This window comes from Nonomuraea candida (genome assembly GCF_000725485.1).
Lineage (GTDB): Bacteria > Actinomycetota > Actinomycetes > Streptosporangiales > Streptosporangiaceae > Nonomuraea > Nonomuraea candida.
The window spans coordinates 219,224-245,522 of sequence record NZ_JOAG01000004.1; the positions used below are offsets into that span (position 1 = coordinate 219,224).

At 71.0% G+C, this 26,299-nt stretch carries 27 protein-coding genes and 1 tRNA gene; 21 read left to right on the plus strand and 7 right to left on the minus strand.

The window, feature by feature from the left end; genetic code table 11:
- The first annotated feature begins 222 nt into the window (after positions 1-222).
- The 3 genes from IO39_RS02805 (at position 223) to IO39_RS02815 (ending at position 2,481) form a co-directional block, all read left to right on the plus strand.
- On the plus strand, positions 223-1,527 hold the full coding sequence (locus IO39_RS02805; RefSeq protein WP_245641790.1) for an alpha/beta hydrolase: 1,305 nt from the start codon (positions 223-225) through the stop codon (positions 1,525-1,527).
- Positions 1,528-1,585: 58 nt separating this feature from the next.
- Positions 1,586-1,662 (plus strand) — tRNA-Thr (locus IO39_RS02810).
- 234 nt (positions 1,663-1,896) lie between these two features.
- On the plus strand, positions 1,897-2,481 hold the full coding sequence (locus IO39_RS02815) for a dihydrofolate reductase family protein (RefSeq protein ID WP_043615275.1): 585 nt from the start codon (positions 1,897-1,899) through the stop codon (positions 2,479-2,481).
- Between the two features lie 140 nt (positions 2,482-2,621).
- On the opposite strand, the gene IO39_RS02820 is transcribed toward IO39_RS02815, so the two are convergent.
- Positions 2,622-3,629 carry an RNA polymerase subunit sigma-70 gene (locus IO39_RS02820; RefSeq protein WP_043615277.1) on the minus strand — a complete coding sequence of 336 codons (1,008 nt, stop codon included), beginning with the start codon at positions 3,627-3,629 and terminating at the stop codon, positions 2,622-2,624.
- A 435-nt stretch (positions 3,630-4,064) separates the two neighbouring features.
- Between IO39_RS02820 and IO39_RS02825 the strand changes: the two genes are divergently transcribed.
- The 3 genes from IO39_RS02825 to IO39_RS02835 all read left to right on the plus strand — a co-directional run bounded on the left by IO39_RS02825 (position 4,065) and on the right by IO39_RS02835 (position 6,838).
- Positions 4,065-4,676 carry a DUF6461 domain-containing protein gene (locus IO39_RS02825; RefSeq protein WP_043615279.1) on the plus strand — a complete coding sequence of 204 codons (612 nt, stop codon included), beginning with the start codon at positions 4,065-4,067 and terminating at the stop codon, positions 4,674-4,676.
- Positions 4,677-4,818: 142 nt separating this feature from the next.
- On the plus strand, positions 4,819-5,340 hold the full coding sequence (locus tag IO39_RS02830) for a DUF305 domain-containing protein (protein WP_052422377.1): 522 nt from the start codon (positions 4,819-4,821) through the stop codon (positions 5,338-5,340).
- Between the two features lie 61 nt (positions 5,341-5,401).
- Positions 5,402-6,838, plus strand: coding sequence for a S10 family peptidase (locus IO39_RS02835; protein WP_043615285.1), 1,437 nt, complete (start codon positions 5,402-5,404; stop codon positions 6,836-6,838).
- On the opposite strand, the gene IO39_RS02840 is transcribed toward IO39_RS02835, so the two are convergent.
- The 4 genes from IO39_RS02840 to IO39_RS02855 all read right to left on the minus strand — a co-directional run bounded on the left by IO39_RS02840 (position 6,797) and on the right by IO39_RS02855 (position 10,318).
- Entirely contained in the window at positions 6,797-7,720 is a 924-nt protein-coding gene (locus tag IO39_RS02840) for a hypothetical protein (RefSeq protein WP_043615288.1), read from the minus strand. The two genes, IO39_RS02835 and IO39_RS02840, sit on opposite strands and share 42 nt — an antisense overlap.
- Positions 7,711-8,130 carry a peptidase inhibitor family I36 protein gene (locus tag IO39_RS02845; RefSeq protein WP_043615291.1) on the minus strand — a complete coding sequence of 140 codons (420 nt, stop codon included), beginning with the start codon at positions 8,128-8,130 and terminating at the stop codon, positions 7,711-7,713. Before IO39_RS02845 ends, IO39_RS02840 begins: the two co-directional genes overlap by 10 nt.
- A gap of 298 nt (positions 8,131-8,428) precedes the next feature.
- A complete protein-coding gene (locus tag IO39_RS02850) occupies positions 8,429-9,214 on the minus strand; it encodes an SDR family NAD(P)-dependent oxidoreductase (protein WP_043615295.1) in 786 nt (261 codons plus the stop codon).
- A 51-nt stretch (positions 9,215-9,265) separates the two neighbouring features.
- Positions 9,266-10,318 carry a DUF5005 domain-containing protein gene (locus IO39_RS02855; RefSeq protein ID WP_052422407.1) on the minus strand — a complete coding sequence of 351 codons (1,053 nt, stop codon included), beginning with the start codon at positions 10,316-10,318 and terminating at the stop codon, positions 9,266-9,268.
- A 267-nt stretch (positions 10,319-10,585) separates the two neighbouring features.
- On the opposite strand from IO39_RS02855, the gene IO39_RS02860 reads away from it, so the two are divergent.
- From IO39_RS02860 to IO39_RS02875, 4 genes are all read left to right on the plus strand, one after another.
- Positions 10,586-12,196 carry an ABC-F family ATP-binding cassette domain-containing protein gene (locus tag IO39_RS02860; protein WP_043615298.1) on the plus strand — a complete coding sequence of 537 codons (1,611 nt, stop codon included), beginning with the start codon at positions 10,586-10,588 and terminating at the stop codon, positions 12,194-12,196.
- Between the two features lie 78 nt (positions 12,197-12,274).
- A complete protein-coding gene (locus IO39_RS02865) occupies positions 12,275-13,075 on the plus strand; it encodes a hypothetical protein (RefSeq protein WP_043615301.1) in 801 nt (266 codons plus the stop codon).
- A gap of 125 nt (positions 13,076-13,200) precedes the next feature.
- Positions 13,201-14,664, plus strand: a complete 1,464-nt coding sequence (locus IO39_RS02870; RefSeq protein ID WP_043615305.1) for an RNA polymerase sigma factor — start codon at positions 13,201-13,203, stop codon at positions 14,662-14,664.
- An 84-nt stretch (positions 14,665-14,748) separates the two neighbouring features.
- Positions 14,749-15,852, plus strand: a complete 1,104-nt coding sequence (locus IO39_RS02875; protein WP_157547842.1) for a C40 family peptidase — start codon at positions 14,749-14,751, stop codon at positions 15,850-15,852.
- Between the two features lie 10 nt (positions 15,853-15,862).
- On the opposite strand, the gene IO39_RS02880 is transcribed toward IO39_RS02875, so the two are convergent.
- The gene (locus tag IO39_RS02880; protein WP_043615308.1) at positions 15,863-16,354 is read right to left on the minus strand and encodes an inorganic diphosphatase; all 492 of its coding nucleotides are present in this window, start codon (positions 16,352-16,354) and stop codon (positions 15,863-15,865) included.
- Between the two features lie 108 nt (positions 16,355-16,462).
- Between IO39_RS02880 and dacB the strand changes: the two genes are divergently transcribed.
- From dacB to IO39_RS02935, 11 genes are all read left to right on the plus strand, one after another.
- Positions 16,463-17,860: a D-alanyl-D-alanine carboxypeptidase/D-alanyl-D-alanine endopeptidase gene (gene dacB / locus IO39_RS02885; RefSeq protein ID WP_043615836.1), complete on the plus strand. Its 1,398-nt coding sequence runs from the start codon at positions 16,463-16,465 to the stop codon at positions 17,858-17,860.
- Positions 17,861-17,928: 68 nt separating this feature from the next.
- Positions 17,929-19,005, plus strand: coding sequence for a zinc-dependent metalloprotease (locus IO39_RS02890; RefSeq protein WP_211266873.1), 1,077 nt, complete (start codon positions 17,929-17,931; stop codon positions 19,003-19,005).
- Positions 19,006-19,053: 48 nt separating this feature from the next.
- Positions 19,054-20,055 carry a tRNA lysidine(34) synthetase TilS gene (tilS, locus tag IO39_RS02895; RefSeq protein WP_043615311.1) on the plus strand — a complete coding sequence of 334 codons (1,002 nt, stop codon included), beginning with the start codon at positions 19,054-19,056 and terminating at the stop codon, positions 20,053-20,055.
- Between the two features lie 10 nt (positions 20,056-20,065).
- Positions 20,066-20,617, plus strand: a complete 552-nt coding sequence (gene hpt, locus IO39_RS02900; RefSeq protein WP_043615314.1) for a hypoxanthine phosphoribosyltransferase — start codon at positions 20,066-20,068, stop codon at positions 20,615-20,617.
- Positions 20,618-20,853: 236 nt separating this feature from the next.
- Positions 20,854-22,848 carry an ATP-dependent zinc metalloprotease FtsH gene (gene ftsH / locus IO39_RS02905; RefSeq protein ID WP_043615317.1) on the plus strand — a complete coding sequence of 665 codons (1,995 nt, stop codon included), beginning with the start codon at positions 20,854-20,856 and terminating at the stop codon, positions 22,846-22,848.
- On the plus strand, positions 22,845-23,423 hold the full coding sequence (folE, locus tag IO39_RS02910) for a GTP cyclohydrolase I FolE (protein ID WP_043615320.1): 579 nt from the start codon (positions 22,845-22,847) through the stop codon (positions 23,421-23,423). The genes ftsH and folE overlap by 4 nt, the downstream gene beginning before the upstream one ends.
- Before the next feature lie 58 nt (positions 23,424-23,481).
- On the plus strand, positions 23,482-24,339 hold the full coding sequence (gene folP, locus IO39_RS02915; RefSeq protein ID WP_043615321.1) for a dihydropteroate synthase: 858 nt from the start codon (positions 23,482-23,484) through the stop codon (positions 24,337-24,339).
- Complete coding sequence (locus IO39_RS02920; protein WP_043615324.1) at positions 24,336-24,782, plus strand: nuclear transport factor 2 family protein; 447 nt, start codon at positions 24,336-24,338, stop codon at positions 24,780-24,782. Before folP ends, IO39_RS02920 begins: the two co-directional genes overlap by 4 nt.
- The gene (folB, locus tag IO39_RS02925; RefSeq protein ID WP_052422380.1) at positions 24,745-25,137 is read left to right on the plus strand and encodes a dihydroneopterin aldolase; all 393 of its coding nucleotides are present in this window, start codon (positions 24,745-24,747) and stop codon (positions 25,135-25,137) included. Before IO39_RS02920 ends, folB begins: the two co-directional genes overlap by 38 nt.
- Positions 25,134-25,637, plus strand: a complete 504-nt coding sequence (gene folK, locus IO39_RS02930) for a 2-amino-4-hydroxy-6-hydroxymethyldihydropteridine diphosphokinase (protein ID WP_043615329.1) — start codon at positions 25,134-25,136, stop codon at positions 25,635-25,637. The genes folB and folK overlap by 4 nt, the downstream gene beginning before the upstream one ends.
- On the plus strand, positions 25,634-26,089 hold the full coding sequence (locus tag IO39_RS02935; protein WP_043615331.1) for a DUF3180 domain-containing protein: 456 nt from the start codon (positions 25,634-25,636) through the stop codon (positions 26,087-26,089). The genes folK and IO39_RS02935 overlap by 4 nt, the downstream gene beginning before the upstream one ends.
- 23 nt (positions 26,090-26,112) lie before the next feature.
- On the opposite strand, the gene IO39_RS02940 is transcribed toward IO39_RS02935, so the two are convergent.
- The gene (locus IO39_RS02940; RefSeq protein ID WP_043615334.1) at positions 26,113-26,298 is read right to left on the minus strand and encodes a hypothetical protein; all 186 of its coding nucleotides are present in this window, start codon (positions 26,296-26,298) and stop codon (positions 26,113-26,115) included.
- Position 26,299: the final 1 nt, after the last annotated feature.

Here is a 26,299-nt window from a genome sequence, read left to right on the forward strand (position 1 = left end):
GGCAATGAGCTGCTTGGCGGTGGGGCGGGAAGCGGCGGGCCGCCGGCTGGTGGTGCGCAGCCGGGTGGTGGCGGGCTGGGCTGGGTGGATTGCGGGGGTGGTTGGGAATGCGGGGCCTTGCGGGTGCCCCTGAACCATCGGGAGCCCACGGGGGAGTGGCTGGACATCGCGGTCATTCGGTTGCCGGCCGGCGGAGGCGAGGGGCGGCGGATCGGGTCTTTGGTGGTCAACCCTGGCGGGCCGGGCGCGTCCGGGGTGGACTACGTGCGGGCCGCCAGGGTGGTGCTGAGTGAGCGGGTACGCGAGCGGTTCGACGTCGTGGGGTTCGATCCCCGGGGCGTCGGCAGGTCGGCGCCCGTCGAGTGCCTGAGCGACGGGGAGCTCGACGCGTACCTCGCCCTTGACGGCAGCCCCGACTCGCCGGCGGAGCGGGCGGCGCTGGAGGCGGGGGCCAGGACGTTCGCGGAGGGGTGCCGGCGGCACTCGGGCCGGCTGCTGCCGCATGTGGGCACCGTGGACGTGGCACGAGACCTCGACCTGCTGCGGCGGGCGCTGGGGGAGCGGAGGCTGACCTACCTCGGCAAGTCGTACGGGACGTCGCTGGGCGCGGTGTACGCCGACCTCTTCCCCGGGCGGGTGCGAGCCATGGTGCTCGACGGCGCGCTCGACCCGGCCCTGCCACGGCTGCGGCTTAACGCGGAGCAGGCGGCGGGGTTCGAGGGGGCGTTGCGCGCGTACGTACGGGATTGTCTGACCCGGAAGGGGTGCCCGTTCGAGAGCCGCACGGTTCGTGGGGCGTTGGAGGAGGTGGGCGGGCTGCTCCGGCGTACGGACGGGCGGCCGCTGCGGGGGGACGGCGGGCGGAAGGTGACGCAGGCGACGGCCACGCTCGGGCTGCTCGCGCCGCTCTACGACCGCGCGCTGTGGCCGGGGCTCACGGAGAGCCTGCGCAGGGCTTTCCAGGGGGACGGGAGGCTCCTGATGCACGCCGCCGACCGGCTCACCGGACGGCGCGAGGACGGCACCTACTCCGGCCAGACCGAGGCCAACCTGGCCATCACCTGCATGGACGGCGCCTATCCGGCGGGCACGGCGGCGTACGGGAGAGGTGTGGAGAGAGCGCTCGGGCAGCACGCGGAGGGGGATCGCGGAAGAGGCGTGGAGAGAGACGCGGGGAGAGGAGTGGAGGGCGCGTTCGGGCGGGTGACGGAGGTCGGGGCGTACCTCGGGTGGTCGTCGTTGCCGTGCGCACACTGGCCCCACCCGCCGACGCTCGAAGCCCGTCCCCTGACCGCGGAAGGCGCGCCGCCGATCCTGGTCCTCGGCACCAGGCGCGACCCGGCCACACCGTACGCGTGGGCGCGGGCGCTGGCCGGGCAGTTGGCGTCGGGCGTGCTGCTCGGCTGGGAGGGCGACGGCCACACCGCGTACCGCAACGGCTCGGAGTGCGTGGACGAGGCGGTGGATCGGTACCTGGTGACAGGGGTGGCGCCGGACGATGGGACGATCTGTCCGGGCATCAGGTGATCGATAGGAGCGAGAACCCCTCGGGCTCCTGTAGACTCTTGCACGCTGCAGAACGCACGCCGCCTTAGCTCAGTCGGCCAGAGCACTTCACTCGTAATGAAGGGGTCTGGGGTTCGAATCCCCAAGGCGGCTCCAGCAAAAGGTCCTTCTGGATGAGATTCAGAAGGACCTTTGTGCATCCAGCAGCCAGAGGAAGCCACAGCCGCCTGCGCGAGCAGCGTTCCCCTCGCAAGGGCCGGGCCTCCTCGTAGGCCCTCAGGGTCTCTCTGAGCTTCTCCTCGCCTTGGTCGGACGCGGATCGCGCACCGATCAGGTTTGCGCGCCGTGTCCGTCTGTACGTGTGAGATCCCCTCACAGGAGGCTGACACGATGCGGAAACTGATCTTCGGCATGAACGTGACCCTGGACGGCTACATCGCCGCCACCGGCGACGACATCGGCTGGAGCGGGGGAGAGGGGCCGGACTCCTCGTCGAGCGCCGAGTTGTTCCAGTGGTGGTCCGACCAGATGCGGGGCAGCGAACTGTCGCTGTACGGGCGCAAGTTGTGGGAGACCATGAGCTCCCACTGGCCGACCGGCGACCAGCGGCCCGACGCCACCCCGGCGGAGATCGAGTTCGCGCGCCTCTGGCGGGACATGCCCAAGGTGGTGTTCTCGTCGACGATCGACAAGGTCGATTGGAACACCCGCCTGGTCACCGGCGACGCGGTCGCCGAGATCGCCCGGCTCAAGGCCGAGGACGGCGGTCGGATGGACATCGGCGGCGCGACGCTCGCCGGGGCGGCCATGCGGGCCGGGCTGATCGACGAGTACGCGCTGGTCACCTTGCCGGTCCTGGTGGGCGGCGGCACGCCGTTCTTCACCGCGCTGGACAGCTGGGTGAACCTGAAGCTGGTCGAGACGCGGACCTTTCCCGGCGGCGTGGTGCTGACCCGATACGAGACGAGGCGATGAGCACGGGGCGAATGCTCGGCTCGTAGGGCCAGGCCGAGTGCCTTCCTGGCGTGCTCACCGTGCTCACCGTGCTCACCGTGCTCACCGTGCTCACCGTGCTCACCGTGCGCCGGGCTCGTCGTCGATGGGGACCTGTCCGATCACAGTGTCGCGGGCAGGTCCAGCCATGGTTTGTCCCTGGCGTCGAATCCGGTGAGCTCGGCGATCTTCCCGTCGACGATGTGCAGGACCGCGATGGTGAACAAACGGTGTTCCGGGTCGTCGGGGGCGCGGAGGTACAGTGCGGCGGCAGGCATGCGGTTGACCGTCGTGGCGATGCAGCGCCAGTCGTCGTAGCCGCGCTGGAAGAGCCCGCTGGAGACCCAGCCGTCCATCGCGTCCTTTGCCGTGACGACCAAGGTGCCCGGATCGGGCAGCATCGTGAAGCGCAGGTCGTCGCGCAGCAGGGCCATCAGCCCCTCGACGTCGTTGCGCTCATGGGCGTCGATATACGACTTCACCACGTCGCGCTCGTCATCCGACAGCTCGTGCGTGGCAGGGCGCCGCCAGTCGAGGCGGCGGCCGGGCAACTGCTCGCGCATCGTCACGCGCGCCCGCTGCAGTGCGCTGGTCACCGATGCGACGGTCAGATCGAGGACGTCGGCGGCCTTCGGCGCCGGCCAGCCGAGGACGTCGCGCAGGATGAACACCGCCCGCTGCCGCGGCGGCAGATGCTGGACGGTGACGATGAACGCCAGCTCGACCGTCTCCCGGGCCACCACCGATTCCTGCGGATCCTCCGGGAGCATCCGGTCCGGGTAGGGCTGCAGGTATTGAACTTCCGAGCCCGCTCCCGGCAGCTCGGCGGGCACGGGTGTGCGGCCGTTGCGCTTCTCCAGGAAGTCGAGGCAGGCGTTCGTCGCAATCCGGTACAGCCAGGTTCGCAGCGCGGCGTGGCCCTTGAACGACTGCCGCTTGTTCCACACCCGCAGGAACGTCTCCTGCGTCATGTCCTGGGCGTCCTCGTAGTTCGCGAGCATCCGGTAGCAGTGCACCTGCAGCTCACGCCGGTAGGGCTCCGTGATGAGCGCGAACTGTCCTGCGTCATTCGAGCGGGCCGCCGCGATGAACGCGGTGTCGTCGTCGCCTGGCAGTCTGGCGTCGGTCATGGTCGTCAATCCTTCCGCAGGTGGCGAGGGGGCTACCAGAACTGACGACGTGGCGGAGTATTTCTGAGCGGTGAAGCCGTTCACACCCGGGCCGTTCGTCAGGCCGGGTGGGTCCGGCCGAGCGAGTCAGGCCGGGTGGGTCAGGCCGGGTGGGTCGGGTCGGGTGGGTCGGGTCGGGTGGGTCGGGTCGGTTCAGGGGACGAGACTGGGGACGTGTCCGGGGAGCGGGGGGCAGGGCGCGCCGGACACCGGTGGTCATGGCGCCGAGCTCGGCGGGAGTGCAGCGCCCCTCGGTGCGGTGAGTTCACCGGTGGGAGAGGTACTCGGTGCCGCCCGCTTCCTGGCTTCCCCGTTCCAGCCTGCGGATCCTTTGTCGACGACCACAGGGTGTGTGAGAGCCTGCCCCTTCTGGTCGCCGGAAAGGGAAGGCTGTGCGTGGATACTCGGGAGCGTCTTTTCGACCTGTTGGTCTCGTACGAGGAGTCGGTCGGCGACGGGTTCGTGGCGGCCTGGGCCGAAGGGCTGGAGGTCGAGGAGGTCGCGCGGCGGATCGGGGCCGAGGCGAGTACGGCGACTCCGTGCACCTTCGAGGACTACGCCGTGGGGCTGGAGGAGTCCCATCGTGATCTGGACGGGGTCGTTCTCGTGCGGCAGGTCGGGAACTGGGTGCAGGTTCTGCAGCCCTACATGAACCAGGTCTGGGACGGTGCCGTGTTGCGGGCGTTGTCGGAGGGCGGGGGCAGGGCGTTGCACGTGGGGTGGCACGCGCACATCGACGCACGGCTCAGGTACGCGATCGGCGGGCGCATCGTGGCGAGCATGCCGCTGACGATGGGTGACGTTCCCGAGGAGCTGGAGCCGTACGCGGAGGGGCTGCGGTTCGGGCTGGAGGATCCGACGGATCCGGAGTGCGTGAATCCCGACGACCCGATCACCGAGAGCGAGAGCATCAGTTCGGCGCTGGTGGTCGCGGGGCGGATCACCGGGCACGAGCTCAGCGACGAGTCGCTGCTCTCCACCCACACCCGGTACGTGATCCGCGGCTGACACGACTGCGGTCCCCCCTTGCCGGAGAGGCCGCGCTCGCCTTTCTGCGGGAGGGGGCGGGCGTCCTCTGAGGGTGGGGGCCCTTGCGTGACTGCTCTGGATGGATTAGGACAGTTTCCTATCTATTAAGGAGTTGAGGCGGGTGCGCGCGCTCTTGGCACTCCTCGGGCTCCTGCTGGCCGCCGCATGCGGGCAGGCGGAGCCCGAATCGCCGGTGAACGCCGATGACGTGATGTTCGTGCAGATGATGGTGCAGCACCACCGGCAGGGCATCGAGATCGCCAGGGTGGGCACGTCCCGGGCGAAGAATCCCGAGGTCAAGACGTTGACCGCGGCCATCGCGAGCACCCAGCAGAGCGAGGTCGAGATGATGCTGCGCTGGCTGCACTCCTGGGACCAGCCGCTCACGCCTCCCACGGGTGCGCACGACCACCACGGCGGGATGCCGGAGACGGACGTCAAGCGCATCCAGGCGCTGCGGGAGTCGAAGAACTTCGAGTACGACCTGCTCAACCTGCTGATCGCGCACCAGGACGACGCCGCGCAGATGGCGGCGGCGGAGGTGGCGGGCGGCGCGAACCCGGCGGTCCAGCAGTGGGCTTCGCAGGTGCAGAGCTCTCGTAAGGGGCAGATCGAGATGATGCTGGATCTGCTCAAGGGCTGAGGCGAGAGGCTGATTCGGCGATACGGAAATAATGGTTGAAATCCGGCCATAATTAGGCGCCATGTCCGAAGAAACGAAGCCGGCGGCCCCCGCCGACAACCTGGTCACCACCTCCCACACCCTTCCCTCCGGCCAGGCCTACACCGCCACCACCGGCACCATGGTCCTGCGCGAGGAGGTCTTCACCGACGGCACGTTCGGCGGTCTGCGGCCCAAGGCCGAGATCTTCGTCACCGCGTACACGCTGGACGACGCCGATCCGCTGACCAGGCCCGTCACGTTCGCCTTCAACGGCGGCCCCGGGTCGTCGAGCGTGTGGCTGCACCTCGGTGTGCTGGGGCCCCGCCGGGTCGTGATGGGGGACGCGGGCGCGCTGCTGCCGCCCCCGTACGGGCTGGCCGACAACGAGGAGAGCCTGCTGCGGGTGAGCGACCTGGTCTTCATCGACCCGGTCTCCACCGGCTACTCCCGGGCCGCCGAGGGGGAGAAGGCGGAGCCGTACCACGGGTTCAGCGGGGACCTGGAGTCGGTCGGCGAGCTGATCCGGCTGTGGACGACCAGGAACGGGCGCTGGATGTCGCCGAAGTACCTGGCCGGGGAGTCGTACGGGACCGTGCGGGCCGCCGGGCTGGCCGAGCACCTGCAGTCGCGCTACGGCATGTACCTCAACGGCGTCATGCTGATCTCCTCGGTGCTCGACTACATGACGGGCGAGTTCAACGCGGGCAACGACCTGGCCTACGCCCTCTACCTGCCGACCTACGCCGCCATCGCGCACTACCACGGGCTGCACGGGGACCGGCCGCTGGCGGAGGTGCTGCGCGAGGCCGAGGAGTACGCCGGGCGCGAATACCTGTGGGTGCTGGACCGCGGCAACCGCCTCACCGCCGACGAGCGCGCCGCCGCGGTCGCGAAGATCGCCGCGCTGAGCGGGCTGAGCGAGGACTACGTGGACCGGGTGAACCTGCGCATCGAGCACATCCGGTACTTCACCGAGGTGCTGCGCTCGCGCCGCCAGGTCGTCGGGCGGCTCGACGGCCGTTTCACCGGCTGGGACCCCGACGCGGGCCGCGAGCACTTCGCCGCCGACCCCAGCATGGACGCGATCATGGGCCCCTACAGCGCCGCGCTCAACCACTACCTGCGCACGGAGCTGGGCTACGCCAGCGACCTGCCGTACGAGATCCTCACCTCGCGGGTGCAGCCGTGGTCGTACAAGGAGTTCGAGAACGCGCACGTGCACGTCGCCTCCCGGCTGGCCGCCGCCATGCGGGCCAACCCGCACCTGAAGGTGCACGTGGCCTGCGGCTACCACGACGGCGCGACGCCGTACTACGCGGCCGAGCACACCTTCGCGCACCTGCCCGTGCCCGCCGAGCTGAGCGCCAACGTCGAGTTCAGGTACTACGAGTCCGGCCACATGATGTACGTCCACGAGCCCAGCAGGCTCCGGCAGTCAGCCGACCTGGCGGCCTTCGTCCTCGGCGAGCAGGCGTGAGGCCCGGTTCAGGCGCTGCTTGAGATTGGCCCGCAGGGCGGCGAAGCGCTCGGGATTGTCGCGTACGACGGCCCGCTGCAGCTCGGCGTCGGCCGCGTACCAGGCGGCGACCAGCCCCGACGACCACTTGCACGAGGTGTCGGCGGTCGCGGTCTGCTTCTCCTCCTCCGTCACCGCCGGCTCGTCGAGGTCCCAGCGGCCGTCGGCGATGGCCGCCTCGGGGTTGGGATAGTCGTGCCCGGCCCGGCTCATGCACGCCTGCCAGCGCTTGACCGCGGTGGTCACCGACGGGTGCTTGGCGGCCTGCTCCAGCGTGAGCGAGTCCTGCAGGGCCAGCCACGGCCAGTCCGCCTTGCGCGCCCCCTTGCTCAGGGTGAGGCTCGCGCGGTCGAGGCAGCCGCGGTCGGCGGCGGTGCCGTACAGGCGGTGACGGGTGCGTTCGGGCAGCTTGCCGGCCCAGGAGCCGGTCGTGTCGGGGGAGGGCGGCCTGGCCAGGTGATAGCCGTGGCTGCGGGCCGCCTCGGGGTCGGTGACGCCGTAGCGGCGGGAGTTGCCGGGATCCACCTTGGCGATCACGGCGGGGTCCTCGGCGGGCGGGGAGACGGTGATGCCGCGTTTGCGCATGCATCGGACGACGAGACGGTTGTGGGCGTTGCCCAGGACGGCCCGCTGCTGGGGAGTGGTCTTGTAGGCGTCGAACGGCAGCACCAGCTCCGAGACGGAGGTGACGCCCCTGACGGGCGCCGGTGGCGCGGGCACGTCGGCGGCGCAGGCCGCGGCGGTGGTCGTCAGCAGCAGCGCGCTCCCGAGGACAAGACCGCGGCAGCCGGTTTCCGGCGGCCAAGCCCGGAAACCGGCACTCCCCTTGTCGCTCAGCGGCACCAGATGTCGATCGCGCTGGTGCGGTTGTTGCCGACGGCGTTGTTGGTCAGGAAGCCGTCGTTGGAGTTGTGGGTGAACGTGCTGTGGGCTCCGGTGTAGCCGGGGTGCTGCCACAGGGTGGCGCTGCAGCCGATGCGGTTCCTCACCGAGCTGGTCTCGTTGTTCATGCTGTGCCAGGAATTGCTGAAGTCCCAGTTCAGCCAGTTGTTGTCTTCGAGGTTGGAGTCGTCCCTGACGAAGTCACGCCAGTGGTCGACCTGGCCGCGGTTGTAGTCGAAGCCGGCATACAGGCAGACGCGGCCGCCGTAGCAGGTCGAGCGGGGGCTCGCCACAGCGGTGGCCGCGGGGGCCACCGTGGCGAGCAACGCGGCTGCGGCGACGAAGCCGGCGGCCTTCTTGGATAGCCTCACAGGTCTCTCCTCGATCGGTGAGTCATTTTCGACTTCGTAACTTAGCGTGCCGAATCGAACACGAGCCGTCGTGACTCGCCGATCCCGTCAGGGCTCCGCGCCCGGGTGAGGGTCGCGTGCCCCGGCCCGCCGCACCCACTCGTACCAGGGGGATCGGCCGCGGCTTGGTGGCATTGACGCAACTCTTGCCAGGTCGGTGGAAGTGGGGGAGGAACCCGTGGCCTCCGCTCGACCTTGCCCGTGGCCTCCGCTCGATCTTGCCCGTGGTTCCGCCCGGCCCTTCGGGCCGCCCCCCGGGCTACTCGGGGAGCGCCGCGGGGTTGCGGGCCAGCAGGCCGCCGTCCACGCGGTGCTCGGCCCCCGTGATGAACGACGAGCGCGGCCCCGCCAGGAACGCCACCAGCTCCGCCACCTCCTCGGCCCGCCCCACGCGCCCCAGCGGGTGCGAGTGCCCCCACCGCGCCACCTGCTCCTCCTGCGACAGCTCGCCCCGCCACACGTCCGCCGCCCAGCGCAGCATGGGGGTGTCCACGGAGCCGGGGCAGACCGCGTTCACCCTGATGCCGTCGGCCGCGTGGTCGCAGGCCATCGCCCTGGTCAGGCCGTTGAGCGCGGCCTTGCTCGCGGTGTAGGCCGCCGTACGGGCCTGCGCGGCGAACGCCTGCACCGACGAGACGATCACGATCGAGCCGCCGCCGCGCTCGCGCAGCCTCGGGACGGCGGCCCGGCAGGTGAGGTAGACGCCCTTGAGGTTGACGTCCAGCACCTCGTCCCAGACGTCCTCGGGGGTGTCCTCGACGGTGCCGTAGCGCTGCACGCCGGCGCAGGTCACGACCACGTCGAGGCCGCCGTACCGGGAGACGGCCAGCTCCACCAGGCCGCGCACGTCCGCGGCCCGCCGCACGTCGGCGATCCTGCCGGTGACGCGCGCCCCGCCTGCCCCGCCGTCATGGCCGGCGGCGCGGTCGACGCCGCAGAACACCACCGACGCGCCGCCGGCGGCCAGCCGGTCCACCACCGCCCGGCCGATGCCCGTCGAACCGCCCGTGACCAGCGCCACCTTGCCGTCGAACTCGCTGCTCATCCCTGTCCTCCGATGCCTCCGCGGCGGACGTCCCCGGCGTCCTCGCCCCGCTCACCCGAGCCGCACGTCCAGGAACCGGGGCCGGTAGATGGTGACGTCGCGGTAGTGGTCGGCGTCAACGAGGCTGTTCACGTTGTACGACACCACGAGCCCCCCGTCACCGTCGATCTCCGGATGGGCATGGGCGTTGTAGGTGAAGACGTTCCCGCCGGTCTCAGGGGTCGTGTGGACGTGCCGCCTGCCGGTGAACGGCCCGGCGGGCGAGCACGCGGAGTAGGCCACGATCTCCGGGCTCAACGGCCGCGACGTGTCATGAGTGATGAGGACATATCCCGATCCGACCCGGCTGACGCTGTACTCGTTGGCCACCCCGCTCAGCACCCGCGCCGAGTCCGCCTCGTCCGCCGACCACGTGCCGCCGGCCCCGAGGAACTCCCACCGGCCCAGCAGGCTCCGCCCGCGCACCCTGGCGACGTGCATGTGCTTGGCGGCGCCGAGATCCTCGACGCCGTACACGTACGTGTGATCCCCGTCCTCCAGGATCGCGGCGGCCCACGCGACGCCGTGCCCCGAGGGCAGGTCGTGCACGTCGACCGGCCGGCCGAGCCGCCCGGGGGCGAACCTGGCCACCACGTTGCGCACCCGCCGCCAGTCCCACGCCCCGGCCCCGTGCCGCTCGTACTCCTGGTACGTCACCTCCACCAGCCCGCCCGCCACCGTCGCGTCCCCGGCCCAGAACCAGTGGTCCCTGTCGCGCGGCGGCATGACGGCCGCCGGTCTCCGGGGGGTCCCGCCGTGGACGGTGGACAGCCGGCCGTGCCGTTCGACGGCGAAGGAGTTGTGCAGGAACGCCGTGCCGGCCGGCGGCCGGGTGCCGCCGGGACCGACCGGGCCCAGGAAGGTGTCGGAGAAGATCCACAGGTGCCGCCCGCCCGGCAGCGGCGACGAGTACGCGCCGTCGGCCCCCGTCCAGTCGTCCAGCCGGCTGTTGTCGTTGCCGTGGGTGGTGAACAGCCTGGTCAGCCGGGCGTTCGTGGAGACGCCCCGGATCACGGGCGCACAGGCGCCGTCCTGCCGGCCCCGCCCGGCGGGTTCACTCGCCACGGACGCGCCTGTGACGGACGCGCCTGTGACGGACGCGCCTGTGACGGACGCGCCTGTGACGGGCCCGCCCGTGACAGACGCGTCCGTCACGAGGCAGGGCAGCGCGAGGGCCAGGCACGCCAGCGCGCGGCGGATTCGTCTCATCACCCGTCCCGATGAGGCCAGGGGCTTGCGGCGGTCCCGGCCATTAGATCACCGATCGCCGGGCGTTCCCGGGAGCCCGGAAATCCGGATGACTGATGGCGAACCTACGGTTAACCTGCCGGGATGGGCCACGTAGAAGTAGGACATCTGACGTACGTGCTGCCCGACGGGCGGCCCCTGCTCAACGACGTGTCCTTCCGGATCGGCGAGGGCGTGAAGGCGGCGCTCGTCGGGCCCAACGGCGCGGGCAAGACCACGCTCATGCGCCTGATCTCCGGCGACCTCCAGCCCGTCGAGGGCAGCGTGGCCGGCTCGGGCGGCCTGGGCGTCATGCGGCAGTTCATCGGCAGCGTGCGCGACGGCAGCAACGTGCGCGACCTGCTGCTGGGCGTCGCGCCGCCCGCCGTGCGGCAGGCCGCCGAGCGGCTCGACGCGGCCGAACTGGCGATGATGGAGCGCGACGACGAGAAGATCCAGATGCGTTACGCGCAGGCCATCAGCGACTACACCGACGCGGGCGGCTACGAGATCGAGGTGCTCTGGGACACCTGTACGGTGGCCGCCCTCGGCGTCCCCTTCGAAAGGGTGAAATATCGGGACGTGTCGACGCTGTCGGGCGGGGAGCAGAAACGGCTGGTCCTGGAGGCGCTGCTGCGCGGCCCCGACCAGACCCTGCTGCTCGACGAGCCCGACAACTACCTCGACGTCCCCGGCAAGGAGTGGCTGGAGCAGCAGCTCAGGGAGACGCCCAAGACCGTGCTGCTGGTGAGCCACGACCGCCAGCTCCTGGCCAACGCCGCCGACCGCATCATCACCGTCGAGTCCGGCAACATCTGGATCCACGGCGGCGGCTTCGCCACCTACGCCGAGGCCCGCAAGGCCCGCAACGAGCGCCTCGACGAGCTGCGCAGGCGCTGGGACGAAGAGCACGCCAAGCTCAAGGCCCTGGTCAACATGCTCAAGAACAAGGCCAGGTACAACGACGGCATGGCCCCCGCCTACCAGGCGGCGCAGACGCGGCTGCGCAAGTTCGAGGAGGCCGGGCCGCCCGAGGCGGCGCCCGGCGACCAGAACATCAAGATGCGCCTGCGCGGCGGCCGCACCGGCAAGCGCGCCGTGATCTGCGAGGGCCTGGAGCTGACGGGTCTCATGCGCCCGTTCGACCTGGAGGTCTGGTACGGCGAGCGCGTCGCGGTGCTCGGCTCCAACGGCTCGGGCAAGTCCCACTTCCTGCGCCTGCTGGCGGGGGAGCCGGTCGCCCACGGGGGCGTGGCCAGGCTCGGCGCCCGCGTGGTGCCCGGCCACTTCGCCCAGACCCACGCCCGGCCCGACCTGCTCGGCCGCACCCCGGTCGAGATCGTCATGACCGAGCACGCCAGGCTCAAGAACGAAGCCATGAAGGCCCTGGCCCGCTACGAGCTGGCCGGGCTGATCGCCGAGCAGCGCTTCGACACGCTTTCCGGCGGCCAGCAGGCCCGGCTGCAGATCCTGCTGCTGGAGCTGTCGGGAGCCACGCTGCTGCTGCTCGACGAGCCGACCGACAACCTCGACCTGGCCAGCGCGGAGGCGTTGCAGGCGGGGCTGGAGGCGTTCGACGGCACGGTGCTGGCGGTCACCCACGACCGCTGGTTCGCCGCCGACTTCGACCGCTACCTGGTCTTCGGCTCCGACGGCACGGTCTACGAGTCGCCCGAGCCGGTCTGGGACGAGACCCGGGTCGTGCGCCCCCGGTGAGGGCGCGGCGTTAAAGAGTTGGTACGCCTGGCGCGTGTCCCGTGCCAGGTGTGCCCATGCTCGCGTTATCACGGCAAAGTGATCCCGCGCAGCCGAACCGTCAGCCTCCTCGCACTCGGGGCGTTCTGCCTCTCCGCGTGTGCGAGTGAGGAGCAGCCCGTACAAGAGCTCAAGCCGCTCACGCTCAAGGAGCAGGCTTCCCATGTCGTCAAGTCCGCCGACGGGTACGCCGTCAACTGGGCGGGCGTGCTGAGCAACGCCAACCCGTGGCATTTCGGCGAGCACGTGGTGGCCACGATCGTCGGGCACGACGCCAAGGGCGCCGAGGTGGTCAGGATGGACCAGCCGCTCGACGCGGTGCCGCCGGGCGGCTCGCTGGCCTTCACCGGCCAGGCCAGCGCCGCGCAGAAGCCGGCGAAGGTGACGATCCAGTATCGTCCCGCGCGGTGGCGGCCGGCGGCGCGCATCGCCTCCGCCTTCCAGCGTTTCCCGATTTCCCGGGTGCAGACAATGCGCCAGAAAGACGGCACGTACCTGATTACCGGATATGTGGGGAATCCTTATCAGCTCTCGGCGAGCACGCTCGTGGTGAACGCGCTGCTGCGCGACAAGGCGGGCAAACTCCTCGGCGGCGGCAGCACGTTCGTGGACGAGGTCGAGGCGGGCAGCCCGCCCCGGTTCATCCTCACCGTGAGCGGCCTGCCGAAGGGCGCCCAGGTCGCGAAGACCGAGATCACGGCCAGGACCTGGGGCTCGACCGGCCGTCCGTACGAGGAGCTGGCGCTGGCCGGGGCCGTGCCGATCCACACGGTCAAGCCGACGGGCGAGCCGTTCGCGGAGGACCGCAACACGCAGATCGTGTCGGAATACAAGCAATGATGTCCGCCGATTGCTGCAATTAGTGGCATTTTTCGGTACGAAAACCGGACGCGTCGGCCGACAAGTTATGCCATCGGCGTGGAACAGGTAGAACTATTAGTTACCGATCCATTACCTTCGGTCATATGAATGACCGCGCCCTGGTCGAAGCACTCCGCGCCCGCGATCCTGGAGCGCTGGCCGCGCTCTACGACGCGTACGCGGAAAGTGTCCACCGCTACTGCTGGTCCCTCCTCCTGAGCGACGACGGCGCCCAGGTGGCCCTCCGCGACACGCTGATCGCCGCCGAGGCGCACCCGGGCGCGCTGGCCGAGCCCGACCGGCTGCGCGCCTGGCTCTACTCGCTGGCCCGCGTCGAGTGCCTGCGCAGGAGGGCCGCCGCGCCGCCGGGCGCCGCCGAGGCGCTGGCGGAGGCGCCGCCGCTGGCCGACGCCGCCGACGCCGACCTGCGCGTCATGGCGTGGAACGCCGTGCTGAGCCTGCCCGTCGCCGAGCGGGAGGCCCTGGAGCTCGCCCACCGGCACGAGCTGCCCGCCGGCGAGCTGGCCCAGGTGCTCTCGATGCCGCCGCGCCAGGTGGAGCTGCTCCTGGAGGCGGCCCGCGAGGGCCTGCGCGACGCGATCACGGCCGAGGTCCTGGCCAGGAAGGGCCCGTACGACTGCCCGCGGCGCGCCCGCATCCTGGCCGGCTTCTCCGGCGAGCTGACCGCGGAGATGCGTGAGCACCTGGTCAGGCACCTGCCCCGATGCGAGGTGTGCGCGCCGCACCGCGCCGGACAGGTGTCGGTCGCCAAGGTCTACGAGCTGCTGCCGGCGGTCACGCTGCCCGACTCCCTGCGCGTCAGGGTGATGAGCTGCTTCGCCGACCCCGAGCTGCTGCCCTACCGGCGCTACGTGGCCCGGCGCACGGGAGTCCTGGGAGCCGCCGGGTTTCCCGTTCCCGCCGCGAAACAGCTGGGGAAATGGCCTCAGGCGCTGGCGGGCGCGCTGGCGGCGGTCGCGGCCGTGGTGGCGATAGCGGTGATCTTCGATCAGATCGGAAAGGAGAACGGTGGGGTGACGGGTGTCGCGACGGCCGCGTTCCCCGCGACGGGGGAGCCGCCGGGCATCAGGCTGCCGTGGCAGGGCGACCCCCAGGACGCGCCGCTGACGGTGGTGCCCATCGTCGACAGCACCGATACGCGGCCGCTGGGCGTGACGAGCTCGCCCGCGCAGCCGCCGTCCGTGCTGCCTCCCTATTTGCGGACGCCGCCCAGGAGCGGGCCGCCGATGGCGCCCACGCCGCCCGAGCCGGGCTCGCCGCCCGGCGCGCCGGCGCCGGAGGACCCGCCGCTCCAGGAGCCGCCGGACGAGGACCCCCCGCCGGAGGGTCCGCCCTCCGGCAGGCCCCCGACCGAGCGGCCCCCGACGGGCAGGCCGCCGTCGGGCGAGCCGACGCCGTCCGGCCCCGGGACGCGCACCCCCTGCCCGACCCCGACCCCGACCCCCACGCCGACCCCGACGCAGACGCCCAGCCCGACCGCCACGCCGACGGAGACGGCCACCCCCACGCCCACCGAGGAGCCTTCGGCCAGTCCTGCCGAAAGCTGACCGTGGCATTGCCCTGGCCACGGTACGTGAGTGAATTGGCGGGAACTGTGTGCATAGAGTAACCATCTGTTTCCAGGGGGACCTATGCGCGCATTTCGGGCCGGGCTCCTTGTGGGGTGCCTGCTCGTCGCCCTGTGCCCGCCGGTCGCGGCGGAGCCGGGCACCACCTCGCGCGACGTCAGGAAGGCCCGGCAGGCCGTCCGCGAACGGTCGAAGGAGCTGGGCAGGACCACCGCCGAGCTGGCCCGGGCCCAGGCGCGGCTCGACGAGCTGGCGGCCGAGGTGGAGCGGCTGGTGGAGGCGTACAACGGGGAGGTCGTCCGGCTGCGGCAGGCCGAGCAGGCCGACCTTCAGTCCAGGACGCGGCTGGCGGCGGCCGGCGCCGAGGTCGAGCGGGCCCGGCGGGACGTGGCGCTGCTGGCCGCCGAGAGCCACGGCGGGCTGGGCACGGTGCAGCCCGTCATGGGCATGCTGCTGGACCGGGGCGGCGCGGACGGGTTCCTGCACCGGGCGGGCGTGCTCGGCCACCTGGGCAGCGAGCGGGCGGCGGTGCTGACCCGGATGCGCGACGCGCAGGAGGTCGCCCGGATCCTGCGGATCCAGGCCGAGCGGGCGTACGCCGAGCGCCAGGCCGCCTCGGAGCGCGCCCGCCGGGCCAAGCTCGCCGCCGAGGCCGCGGTGGCCGCCCAGCGGCGCGACACCAGAGCGCTGGCGGCCCGCAAGGACGCGCTGCAACGCAAGGTGGACGCGGCGCGCAGCCGCGCGGAGCTGCTGGCCAGGCGGCGCGACGCGGCGCCGGCCGGGCTCGTCAGGGGCGGCTCGACCATGGGCGACGTGGCCGCGAACTGGGCGCTCACCCAGCTCGGCAAGCCGTACGTGTGGGCGGCCGACGGCCCGGAGACCTATGACTGCTCGGGGCTGTCGATGCGCGCCTGGGAGCGGGCCGGCGTGCGGCTCGACCACTGGACGGGCACCCAGTGGACCTCCGGCCCGCATGTGCCGCTGGACCGGCTACGCCGCGGCGACCTGCTGTTCTTCGCCCACGTCCAGGGCGACCCGTCGACCATCCACCACGTCGGGATCTATGTGGGGCGCGGCCAGATGGTGCACGCCCCGCAGACCGGCGACGTGGTGCGGGTCGCCTCGATCTGGCGCGGGGACCTGGTGGGCGCCACCAGGCCCCGGTGACGGGCGGGCGTCAGTGGTGGCCCTCCTCCTTGGCCCGGCGGAAGGAGCGCTCGATCTCGGCCTCGGCCTCGATGCGGCCCACCCAGTTGGCGCCCTCGACGGACTTGCCGGGCTCCAGGTCCTTGTAGACCTCGAAGAAGTGCTGGATCTCCAGCCGGTCGAACTCCGACACGTGATGGATGTCCTGGATGTGGTGCATGCGGGGGTCGGTGGACGGCACGCAGAGCACCTTGTCGTCACCGCCCTTCTCGTCGGTCATGCGGAACATCCCCACCGCCCGGCACGTGATGTAGCAGCCCGGGAACGTCGGCTCCTGCAGCAGCACCAGCGCGTCCAGCGGGTCGCCGTCCTCGCCGAGGGTGTTCTCGATGAAGCCGTAGTCGGCGGGGTACTGCGTGGAGGTGAACAGGAGCCGGTCAAGCCTGATCTTGCCGGTCTCGTGGTCCACTTCGTACTTGTTCCGTTGCCCCTTGGGAATCTCAACGACAACGTCGAACTCCACCGCGGTTCCTCCGCTCAGGCCCCCGGGCACCCCCGGCTGGGCGTTAATGTCTCGTAGGCGAACACAGAAGAGAGGGCAGGCGACGTGGCGCGGCACGACCGGTTGGTGATGCTGACCACCCTCGCCGTGCTCCAGGTCGTCACGATCGTCATCGGCGTGTATGCCATGACGACCGACTTCAGCCTGAGCGCGCTGACGAGCGGGTCTTCACCGACCAAGCCGACGGCGTCCCCGGCGGAAGGCTCCTCCCCCGTCCCCGTGGTCACCGCCGGTCCTGTGCTGGCCCGGCTGCCGGTGAGGTCAGGAGACGGACCTCTCCCGACTAAGGGTACTTTGACGCGGCAGTTGGCCAGCGCGCTGGGTGACAAAGCGCTCGGCGGCCGGGTGGGGGCCGTCGTCATCGACACGACCACCGGGGAGCAGCTCTTCGCCGCAGGCGCCGACACGGCCGTCACCCCCGCCTCCACCACGAAGATCATCACCTGCGCCGCCGCGCTGGCCTCGCTCGGGCCCGACGCGCGCCTGTCCACCCGGGTCGTCCAGGGCGCCAAACCCGGCGCCGTCGTGCTCGTCGGCGGCGGCGACCCGCTCCTGGCCGGACCCGCCGCCAGGCCCGACTATCCGAAGCAGGCCAGCCTGGCCACGCTCGCCGCCCGCACCGCCGCCACGCTCAAGGCCCAGGGCGTCCGCAAGGTCACCCTGTCCTACGACGCCTCGCTGTTCACCGGCCGCACCAAGGCCCTCGGCTGGAAGCCCAACTACATCCCCGACGGCGAAGTGGCCCCCGTGCACGCCCTGACGATGGACGTGGGCCGCCAGGACCCCCGCTTCAGGGCTCCCCGCGTCCCCGACCCGGCGCAATACGCCGCCGACGCCTTCGCCAGGCTCCTCGGCAAGCGCGGCATCGCGGTCGCCAAGTCCGTACGCCCCGCCAAGGCCCCCGCCGGCGCCGCCGAGCTCGGCAGGGTCGACTCGGCCCCCCTCTACGCCCTCGTCGAGCACACCCTCACCCGCAGCGACAACGACATGGCCGAGGCGCTGCTGCGGCACGTCGCCATCAAGGAGGGCCGCCCGGCGACGTTCGAGGGCGGCGCGCAGGCCGTCTCCGCCGTCATGCAACGCCTCGGGATCGCCCAGAACGTCACGCTCGACGACGGCAGCGGCCTGTCCATCCGCAACCGCATCAGCCCGAACGCCCTGGCCAAGGCCGTCGCCCTGGCCGGCTCCGCGGGCCACCCCGGCCTGCGCGCGGTGGCCACCGGCATGCCGATCGCGGGCTTCTCCGGCACGCTGGGCAACGGGCAGCGCTTCACCTCGCGCGACAGCAAGGGCCAGGTCGGCCTCGTACGCGCCAAGACCGGCACCCTCAACCACGTCAACACGCTGGCCGGGCTGACCACGACCAAGGACGGGCGGGTGCTCACCTTCGCGTTCATGGCCGACCGGGTGCCCGTCAACGCCGAGCCCGTGCTCGACCGGCTGGCCGCCATCGTGGCCCGCTCCTGACGCGCCCTCGCCGGGTTGCCTCGCCGGCTTCTTCGCAGCCTCGCCGAGAACCACGTACGGTGGACGTTATGCAGGTGATCGACTGGGATCTGGCCGTCACGACCGGCACGCGCCTCGTGCGCCCCGGCCCTCAGGTGAGCCGGGAGGAGGCCAGGCAGGCCGTCACCGAGCTCCGCACGCTGTCACGCGAGGCCGAGGGCCACGTGCGGCAGTTCACCAAGATCCACACTGAGACCGCACCGCAACCCGCGACCATCGTGGACCGCCCCGGCTGGATCAAGGCCAACGTCCAGGGCTTCCGCGTGGTCCTCGAGCCGCTCACGCAGCGTATGAGCGCGAACGCCAGCCAGACGCCGGCCATCGTCTCGGCCGTGGGCTCCCGCATCACGGGTGTCGAGGTCGGCGCCGTGCTGGCCTTCCTCGCCTCCCGCGTGCTCGGGCAGTACGAGCTGTTCCTGCCGCCCGACCCCACGGGCCAGGAGCCCGTCGGCCGGCTCACGCTCGTGGCGCCCAACATCGTCCACGCCGAGCGCGAGATGGGCGTCAACCCCCACGACTTCCGCCTGTGGGTCTGCCTCCACGAGGAGACCCACCGGGTGCAGTTCACCGGCGTGACGTGGCTGCGCGAATACGTGCGCTCGCAGATGACGGAGTTCCTGCTCGCCTCCGACCTCGACCTGCCCACCATCCTGGAGCGCCTGCGCAACGCCGCCGACACGGTGGCCGACGTGGTGCGCGGCGGCGAGGGCAACCTCATCGACGCCATCCAGTCGCCCGCCCAGAAGGAGATCCTCGACCGGCTGACCGCCGTGATGACCCTCGTCGAGGGCCATGGCGACTACGTGATGGACGCGGTGGGCCCGTCCGTGGTGCCCTCGGTGGCCGAGATCCGCTCGAAGTTCGCCCAGCGCCGCGAGGGCGGCTCCCGCCTCGACCGCACGGTGCGCCGCCTGCTGGGCATCGAGCTCAAGATGAAGCAGTACGCCGAGGGCTCGGCCTTCGTCCGCACGGTCGTCGACCGGGTGGGCATGGACGACTTCAACAAGATCTGGACCTCGCCCGAGACGCTGCCCACCACGCCCGAGCTCGCCGACCCGAACGCCTGGATCTCCCGGGTGATCGGCACCCCCGCCCTCCCCGCCTGACCGGCCTCCGTCCGGCGAAGGCGCCGGGCGGGCCCGGGCCCGGGGACAATGGCTCGCGTGGGTCCGCATCCTGCCGTAGCCGATGTCCGCCGCGCCGTCCGCGAGGCGCTGGCCGACGTGCCCGCGGACGCGCTGGTCCTGGCCGCGTGCTCCGGCGGCGCCGACTCGCTGGCGCTGGCCGCCGCGCTGGCGTTCACGGCCCCGCGCCTGCGCCTGCGCGCCGGCCTGCTGACGGTGGACCACCGGCTCCAGCCCGGCTCGGCCGGCCGCGCCGAGACGGTCAGGGGCCTGGGCGAGGAGATGGGGCTGAGCCCCGCCGAGGTCCTCACCGTGACGGTGGGCACCGAGGGCGGCCCCGAGGCGGCGGCCCGCGCGGCCAGATACGCCGCGCTCGACGCGGCCGCCGACCGGCTCGGCGCCGCGGCCGTGCTGCTCGGCCACACCAGGGACGACCAGGCGGAGACCGTGCTGCTCGGCCTGGCCAGGGGCAGCGGCCCGCGCTCCCTGTCGGGCATGGCGGCCAGCACGGGCCGCTACCGCCGCCCCCTCCTCCACCTGTCCAGGGCGACCACCGTGGCGGCCTGCCGGGCGCTGGGCCTCACCCCGTGGGACGACCCGCACAACGCCGACCCCCGCTACACGCGGGTCCGCGTCCGCCACAAGGTCCTGCCGATGCTGGAGGCGGAGCTCGGGCCGGGGGTGGCCGAGGCGCTGGCGCGCACGGCGGCGCTGGCGCGGGAGGACGCGGACGCGCTCGACGAGTGGGCGGAGTCGGCGTACCAGAATTGCGCTCTTAGCGATATCGGCGATTCGGTGAAGCTGGCCGTGAACGAGCTGGAAAAGCTCCCTGACGCCGTCAGGCGGCGGGTGCTGCGGCGGGCCGGGATCGCCGCCGGCGCCCCGTCAGGCGCGCTGTCGGCGGCCCATGTCCTGGCCGTGGACCGGCTGGTCACCCGGTGGCACGGGCAGAAAGCCGTGGACCTGCCCGGCGGTCTGTCCGCGATCCGGCGGTATGGCACCCTGATATTCGCCATCAGTCCCATCCCGTAAGGAACCACAGGTGGACGCTGCCGACATGGGCAATGACCTGGAAAAGGTCCTCATTGCAGAAGACGAGCTCCAGGCCAAGATCAAGGAGCTGGCCGGCCGGATCGACGAGGACTACGCGGGCAAGGACGTCCTGCTCGTGGGTGTGTTGAAGGGCGCCGTCATGGTGATGGCCGACCTGGCCAGAGCCCTGCACGTGCCGGTGCAGATGGACTGGATGGCGGTGTCGTCGTACGGCGCGGGCACCAAGTCGTCCGGCGTCGTCCGCGTGCTGAAAGACCTCGACACCGACATCTTGAACCGTCATGTGCTGATCGTCGAGGACATCATCGACTCGGGCCTGACGCTGCACTGGCTGCTGGAAAACCTGAAGTCGCGCAATCCGGCCTCGCTGGAGATCTGCGCCGCGCTGCGCAAACCCGACGCGGTGAAGGTGGCGATCGACGTCAAATACGTCGGGTTCGACATTCCCAACGAGTTCGTCATCGGTTATGGGCTGGACTACGCCGAGCGTTACCGGAACCTGCCGTTCATCGGCACTCTGGCGCCGCACGTTTATAAGTAGCGTTTCCCGGTTGGCCGGGAACACCGCGCAACGTGACGTACGTTGATAGGGCAAGACCGGTGTAGCGGGCGGTCCCTCCGTGCGCGTCTCCGGTGTACCTTCAGACTCCGGGAGGGTGACCACGCGTCCCCTTCGGGTAGTCAGAAGTCGCGGTGTCGGATGCCGCGGCCCCGGGCGTGCCCGGGGTTCCAGGCCATGGTCAGGAAGGGACGGGCCCGCAAGGGGTTCCGCATCGGATGGATCTCAAGCGATTTACACGTGGGCCACTGCTGTGGATCCTGGGCATCGTCGTGCTGCTCCTCCTCGTCACTCAGCTCTGGAGTGGCGGTGGAAATTTCAAGACGGCCGACACGTCCTTGGTCCTCCAGCAGATTCGGGCCGGAAACGTCAGCAACGCCAAAGTCATTGACAAGGACAACCGGATCGAGCTGACGCTGGTCAACCCGGTCTCGGTCAAGCAGGGCGACGCGCCGACGAAGCTGATCCAGTCGAACTGGGTCACCGGCTACGGCAGCAAGCTGACCGACGAGCTCCAGGCTCAGGTCGACGCCGGCAAGACCAAGAGCTTCACCACCGAGGTGCCCCAGGAGAACATCCTGATCAGCCTCCTGGTGAGCTTCCTGCCGATCGTCATCATCGTGCTGATCTTCCTGTTCATCATGAACCAGATGCAGGGCGGCGGCTCCCGGGTGATGAACTTCGGCAAGTCGAAGGCCAAACTGATCACCAAGGACACTCCCAAGACGACGTTCGCCGACGTGGCGGGCGCCGACGAGGCGATCGAGGAGCTCCAGGAGATCAAGGAGTTCCTCCAGGCCCCCGCCAAGTTCCAGGCGATCGGCGCCAAGATCCCCAAGGGCGTGCTGCTCTACGGCCCGCCCGGCACCGGCAAGACGCTGCTGGCGCGCGCGGTCGCCGGCGAGGCGGGCGTGCCGTTCTACTCGATCTCCGGCTCCGACTTCGTCGAGATGTTCGTCGGCGTCGGCGCCTCGCGTGTCCGTGACCTGTTCGAGCAGGCCAAGGCCAACGCCCCCGCGATCATCTTCATCGACGAGATCGACGCCGTCGGCCGCCACCGCGGCGCCGGCCTGGGCGGCGGTCACGACGAGCGCGAGCAGACGCTCAACCAGCTCCTCGTCGAGATGGACGGCTTCGACGTCAAGGGCGGCGTGATCCTCATCGCCGCGACCAACCGGCCCGACATCCTCGACCCGGCCCTGCTGCGTCCCGGCCGGTTCGACCGCCAGGTCACCGTCGACCGTCCCGACCTCGAGGGCCGCAAGGGCATCCTCAAGGTCCACGGCCGCGGCAAGCCGTTCGCGCCCGACGTCGACCTCGACGTCATCGCGCGCCGCACCCCCGGGTTCACCGGCGCCGACCTGGCCAACGTGATCAACGAGGCGGCGCTGCTCACCGCGCGGGCCGACCAGAAGCTCATCACGATGGACGTCCTCGAGGAGTCCATCGACCGTGTCATGGCAGGGCCCGAGCGCAAGACGCGGGTCATGTCCGACAAGGAAAAGAAGATGATCGCCTACCACGAGGGCGGCCACGCGCTCGTGGCGCACGCGCTGCCCAACTCCGACCCGGTCCACAAGATCACGATCCTGTCCCGCGGCCGCGCCCTCGGTTACACGATGACGCTGCCGATGGAGGACAAGTTCCTGGCCACCAGGTCGGAGATGATGGACCAGCTCGCGATGCTGCTCGGCGGCCGCGCGGCGGAGGAGCTCGTCTTCCACGAGCCCACCACCGGCGCCTCCAACGACATCGAGAAGGCCACGGCCGTCGCCCGCCGCATGGTGACCGAATACGGCATGAGCGAGCAGCTCGGCGCCCGCAAGTTCGGCACCGGCCAGGCCGAGGTCTTCCTGGGCCGCGAGATGGGCCACGAGCGCGACTACTCCGAGAAGATCGCCTCCACGATCGACGAGGAGGTCCGCCGGATGATCGAGACGGCGCACGACCAGGCCTGGGACATCCTGGTCGAATACCGCGACGTGCTCGACAACCTGGTGCTGGAGCTCATGGAGAAGGAGACTCTCTCCCGTGAGCAGGTGCTGCAGATCTTCGCACCGGTGGTCGTCAAGGAGCACCGCCCGTCCTACGCGGGCTACGGCAAGCGGCTCCCCTCCGACCGTCCGCCGATCCTGACGCCGAAGGAGCAGTCGGCCAACGGCTCGCTCACCACCGGCCGCCAGGACGCCCTGCCGTCAGGGGACAGTGCGTGACCAAGCACGACGTCGACCACGGGCGGATCGAGAAGGCCGTACGCGAGATCCTCTACGCCATCGGCGAGGATCCCGATCGTGACGGCCTGATCGAGACGCCCGCCCGGGTCGCCCGCGCCATGGCCGAGCAGTATTCGGGGCTCGGCCTGACGCCCGAAGACGTGCTCAACAAGGTCTTCGACGTCGACCACGACGAGATGGTGCTCGTGCGCGACATCGAGGTCTACTCGACCTGCGAGCACCACCTGGTCCCGTTCCACGGGGTGGCCCACGTGGGCTACATCCCCAACGAGCGCGGCCAGGTGACGGGCCTGTCCAAGCTGGCCCGCCTGGTCGACGTGTTCGCCCGCCGCCCCCAGGTCCAGGAGCGCATGACCTCGCAGATCGCCGACGCGCTCATGCAGGTCCTGGAGCCGCGCGGCGCCATCGTGGTGATCGAGGCCGAGCACCTGTGCATGACGATGCGCGGCGTACGCAAGCCGGGCGCCAAGACCGTGACCTCGGCCGTCCGCGGCGACTTCCGCGCCAGCGACAAGACCCGATCCGAGGCCATGGCGCTGATCCTGGGTCGCTGAAGACCGAACGGGGTACCCACGATGTCAGCAGGTGTGGGGAAGCGCCTAGGCTTGGCCCATGACTAGCGTGCCCATCAGCGTGCCGGGAGGTGCGGAGCGGTGCCTCGTCATGGGTGTGGTCAACGTGACGCCCGATTCGTTCTCCGACGGCGGCATGTGGTTCGACGAGGCGGCCGCCGTCCGGCATGGCCTTGACCTCGTCCAGGAGGGCGCCGACATCGTCGACGTGGGCGGCGAGTCCACCCGCCCCGGCGCGGCCAGGGTGTCCCTGGAGGAAGAGCTGGCCCGCGTGGTGCCGGTGATCAGGGCGCTGCGCTCCGAGGGAGTGGTGGTCAGCGTCGACACGATGCGCGCCGAGGTCGCCAAGGCCGCGGTCGAGGCGGGCGCGCAGCTCGTCAACGACGTCAGCGGCGGCCTGGCCGACCCCGAGATGCCGCGCGTGGTGGCCGCGACCGGAGTGGCCTACGTCGTGATGCACTGGCGCGGCCACAGCCATGACATGGACTCCCGGGCCGTCTACGCCGACGTCGTGACGGAGGTGCGCGAAGAGCTGAGCAAGCGGGTCGATTTGGTGCTGGCCGAGGGGGTCTCCGAGGAGCAGATCGTGCTCGACCCCGGCCTCGGCTTCGCCAAGAACGCCGAGCACAACTGGGCGGTGCTGGCCGGGATCCCGCGCCTGGCCGAGCTGGGCCTTCCGCTGCTCATCGGGGCGTCACGCAAACGTTTCCTGGGCCGGCTGCTGGCCGGTCCCGACGGCACGCCCAGGCCGTTCAGCCGCAGCGACGACGCCACGCTGGCCGTGACGGCGCTGGCCGCGCACGCCGGCGCCTGGTGCGTCCGCGTGCACGAGGTAGGTCCCAATGCCGATGCCGTGCGCGTGGCCGCCGCATGGAAGAGAGCCGGAGCAGGCACATGAGCGTCGACACCGCCGCCATCGAGACGGTCAACCAGGAGTTCTACGCCGCGATCGAGAGCGGCGACCTGGACAAGATGACCGAGATCTGGGCCGAGGACACCACCGACGACCAGGTGAGCTGCGTGCACCCCGGGTGGACGCTGCTGACGGGCCGCTCCGAGGTGCTGCGCTCGTGGGCCCTGATCATGGCCAACACCACCTACATCCAGTTCGTGCTGACCGACGTCAGCACCACCGTGCTGGGTGACGTGGCCGTCCTGACCTGCGTGGAGAACATCCTGACCGCGGGGGAGGAGGGCGAGGCCAGCTTCGCCGCGGGCAAGGTGGTGGCCAGCAACGTCTACATCCGCACCGCGCAGGGCTGGCGGTTGTGGATGCACCACGGCTCGCCCGTGCTGCAGGGCGATGACGACGAGGAGGAGGACGGCGAGCTTGAACGCTGACCGCATCACGCTCAAGGGCCTGCGCGCCTGGGGGCGGCACGGCGTGCTCGCCGCCGAGCGGGAGCTCGGGCAGGAGTTCGTGGTGGACGCGACGCTGTTCCTCGACACCGCCCCCGCGGCGGCCGGCGACGACCTCACCAAGACCGTGCACTACGGTGAGCTGGCGCAGGCGCTGACCGACGTGGTGGCGGGCGAGCCGGTCGAGCTGATCGAGACGCTCGCGCAGCGGCTGGCCGACGTGTGCCTGGCGAGCGAGCTGGTGCGCAAGGTCGAGGTGAGCGTGCACAAACCGGCGGCGCCGATCCCGCTGCCGTTCGACGACGTGATCGTGACGATCGAGCGGAGCCGCGTATGAAGGTAGTGCTCGCTCTCGGCAGCAACCTGGGGCGCCGGTTCCAGACGTTGCAGGGCGCCGTGGACACCCTGTTCGACGCCCCCGGCTTGGAGTTCGTCAAGGCGTCCCCCGTCTACGAGACCGACCCCGTCGGAGGGCCGGGCGGGCAGCGTCCCTATCTGAACGCGATCGTGGTCGCCGAGACCACGCTCGCGCCGCGCACGCTGCTGGAGCGGGCGCAGAGCGTGGAGAACGCCTTCGGCCGCGAGCGCGCCGAGCGCTGGGGGCCGCGCACGCTCGACATCGACCTGATCGTGGTGGGCGAGACCGTCAGCGACGACCCCGACCTCACGCTGCCGCATCCCCGGGCCCACGAGCGCGCCTTCGTGCTCGTGCCCTGGTCGAAGGCCGACCCCGAGGGCGAGGTGCCCGGCCGGGGCAGGGTCGCGGAGCTGCTGGAGCAGGTCGGGGAGCAGGGCGTGCGCCTGCGCGAGGATCTCAAGCTGCAGAGGCCCGATTGAAGCCCACCCACCCCGGCCTCCTGGTCGGCATCATCGTAGCCGTGGCCCTGATCGCTTGGGCGGTGATCAGCCAGACCTACGCAAAGCTGTATATCTTGCCCTGGACCGCGATCCCCACGCTGCTGCTGCTGGCGCTCGGCGAGGGCTACAGCGGCTGGGCGACCAAGGCCAGGATCGCCAGGAAGCCGGGCACCAAGCCGGTGGAGCCGCTGGCCGTGGCCCGGCTGGCGGCCCTGGCGAAGGCCTCGGCGTACGCCGGGTCACTGTTCGCGGGGGTGTTCGCCGGGTTCGCGCTGCACACGTCGCAGATCCTCGACGCGGAGACGCCGCGCGCCGAGTTCTTCATCGCGATCGGCTCGTTCGTGTCGTGCGTCGTGCTCATCTGCGCCGCGCTCTATCTGGAGCACGCCTGCCGCATCCCGAAGGAGCCCGAGGACCGCCCCCGGAAGTAGCGGCCGCCGGGGAGTCGCGGGGGTCAGTGTTCGTCGGGCAGGTTCTCGATGGCGGGCAGGTCGCCGGCGAAGAGCCGCTCGTACCACATGTCGCGCTGGAGCAGGCGCAGCGCGCGGCGCAGGACGTCGCTCGGCCGCTCACCTTCCCGCAGGGCGGCACGGATGATCCGCTCGTCTTCGGCGTTGGCCCGGAAGGCGATGTCAGCCATG